The organism is Desulfovibrionales bacterium, assembly GCA_028715605.1.
Taxonomy (GTDB): domain Bacteria; phylum Desulfobacterota; class QYQD01; order QYQD01; family QYQD01; genus QYQD01.
In genome coordinates this window covers 1-2,663 of record JAQURM010000025.1, presented here as the reverse complement: position 1 = coordinate 2,663, position 2,663 = coordinate 1, and the positions used below count along the sequence as shown (strand labels likewise).

Below are 2,663 nucleotides of genomic sequence, written 5' to 3'. Positions count from 1 at the left end.
CAACCAGTATGCTGACAGAGGACACGACTACGGACTCAGTAGTAGCCCGCCCCACCCCTTCCGCGCCGCCTCTGGTATGGTAACCCTTGTAACAACCGATTAACGTAAGAAGCAGCCCGAAACATACGGACTTGAAAAGGCCGTTAAAAATATCCGACAGCTCCACCAATTCTATCATCTTAGCCATGAAGATGCCGGGGTTGATCTTAAGCAGGCCTACACCAATTATATATCCCCCCACAATGCCGACAAAGTCATCAATAACCGTGAGGATGGGGACAACCAGAATACCGGCAATAATTCGTGGTACAACCAGATATTTGACCGGATTTATGGCCATAACCGCCAGGGCATCGATCTGTTCCGTAACCCGCATGGTCCCTAACTCCGCGGCTATGGCCGACCCCGCCCGTCCGGTAACCATGAGTGCGGTTAAAACCGGACCCAGTTCCCGTGTCATGGAAAGGGCGACAGTAGCCCCGAGGAGCGACTCGCCGCCGAATTTGCGGAAGGCATAATAACTCTGTAAGGCCAGAACCCCACCGGTAAAGAGGCCCGTAAGTATAACGATAAAAATTGATTTAACGCCTATGAACTCCATTTGCTTGAAGATATTGCGTATGCGCAAGGGTGGTATAAATGCCCAGCTAAGGGCGCTTATAAGCATAATGGCTATGTCGCCCATCTGGCTAATGGCGGAGAGTGTTTTGTGGCCGATAGCAAAGAAAAATCTGCGCATAGTAATCAGTACATCGGAACAGAGAATTTTTTACCTAAATTGTTTTTTTACTATACCTCAAGAGGACAGTCCAACAATTTTTTAAGCAAGGCAGGCCGGAGATCCGCCTCTGGCGGTACGGACCGTGATAAGCTGATTTATCGCTTTCTGTATCCCGGCTTGGACGGCATCGATGACATCATGTCCATCAATCCGGCATATGAACCTATCGTTAAAACTCAGGAATATATCCTGCACTCGCCTCAGGTAATCTTCCTTTTCGAAATTATTAGGCTTTTCCCTGCGCTTATTTCTGATACGTTCAACGGTTTCATCCGGCCGGGCTATGAGCAGGATGACCAGGTCGGGAACGGGCGCGAACTCCTCATTTCTTCGCCTGATATCCGGCACGGACAACCCCATCGCCCCCTGGTAGGCCATGGTAGAAAAATAATAACGGTCGGTGATAACAATCCAGCCCTCATGCAAGGCCGGTTTTATGACCTCTTCCACATGCTGCCTGCGGTCATTGATAAACAAATCCAGCTCTTCCTGAGGGGTAACCTTCTGTCTGCTCACGAAGAGTTCACGGATTTTCTGCCCATAAGGGCCATCTGTGGGTTCCCGGGTCAGAAGGACGTTATGACCCTGGTCTTTAAGATAGTTGTAAAGTAGCCGCGCCTGAGTCGTCTTACCGGCGCCGTCAATCCCTTCAAAGGCAATAAGGCATCCGCCTGAGGAGGACATCTTCGAAAGGCCGTTCCTTTGCATTAGTGACGGAAAATCTTCAGCATTAGTCTCTTTGGACATGGATTATATATCTCCGTAGTCTGCTGGAGGCTGACAGGTTGCAGCCATTATATCCGAACCCTTGCCAACTTCTTAGCATTTTCTTGTGTCCCGTCCTATGGTTTTTTATCATAATCAGACCATTTTACTCATAACCATCTAAAATAATTAACTATTATTTGAAGGGCCGGGCATCCCGCCTCTATTCCAACCCCCGGCCGTGCAAAGAAGGCATTTAATTTTATGTTCGAAAAATTAGCAAATTATGATTCAGGTAAATTTTTTGGTTGACATACAATATATGGTACGTTTATCATCTCTCACATACTAAATAAAAGATGGGAAGAAAAATGGGCACTGTCGCAGAAATAAACAAGATGGCAACCACATCGGTCTCAATCAGCCAGGAGAGGGTGGTTATAAACGAAACCACGGATATGGCGCTTTTCGTGCGTACCTCCCAGGAAGATATCATGGGCTGGGACCGCAAACGCATAGTAGAGGCCCTTCTCCGGGAGACGTTCATCGATAGAGATACGGCGGAAAACATCAGTTGCCAGGTAGAAGAGTTTATTCGTTCATCCAGTATAAAGATGGTGACCGGCCCTCTTATTCGGGAACTGGTAAACGCCAAACTTCTGGAGCTTAATCTGGAGGATACCCGGCGCATGCACACCCGCCTGGGGGCCCCGCTTTATGATGTTGACCAGCTTCTTGTCCACCCGAACAAGGAAAATGCCAACGTGCCGCATGGTCCGGAGGCCACCAATCTGACCTTGGCCGAGTGGATTAAGAAAGAGTACGCCCTCCTGCATGTCTTTACTCCTGAGGTGAGCGATGCCCACCTCAAGGGCGACATCCATTTACATGACCTTGGTTTTATTGACCGTCCTTATTGTTCAGGGCAGTCATTGGAATACATTAAAAAATTTGGGCTGAACCTTCCCAACTCCCTGGCTATGGCCAAGCCGGCCAAACATCCGGAGGTCCTCCTGGCCCACATGGTAAAATTCGCCGCCGCTCTCCAGAGCCACTTTGCCGGGGCTATAGGCTGGGATGCGGTTAACCTCTTCTTCGCTCCCTACCTGGTGGGCATGAGTGATAGAGAAGTCAAACAGATAGCCCAGATGCTGGTCTTTGAGTTTTCTCAGCAGGC

The 2,663-nt window shown here is 49.0% G+C and carries 3 protein-coding genes; 1 reads left to right on the top strand and 2 read right to left on the bottom strand.

Annotated features, from left to right (window positions below; all coding sequences use genetic code 11):
* Together PHT49_12245 and tmk are read right to left on the bottom strand one after the other, a co-directional pair.
* The coding region (locus tag PHT49_12245) for an ABC transporter permease (protein MDD5452655.1) at positions 1 to 739 on the bottom strand (739 nt) is incomplete at its 3' end.
* Between the two features lie 81 nt (positions 740 to 820).
* Complete coding sequence (tmk, locus tag PHT49_12240; protein MDD5452654.1) at positions 821 to 1,528, bottom strand: dTMP kinase; 708 nt, start codon at positions 1,526 to 1,528, stop codon at positions 821 to 823.
* Positions 1,529 to 1,857: 329 nt separating this feature from the next.
* On the opposite strand from tmk, the gene PHT49_12235 reads away from it, so the two are divergent.
* The coding region (locus tag PHT49_12235; GenBank protein MDD5452653.1) for an anaerobic ribonucleoside-triphosphate reductase at positions 1,858 to 2,663 on the top strand (806 nt) is incomplete at its 3' end.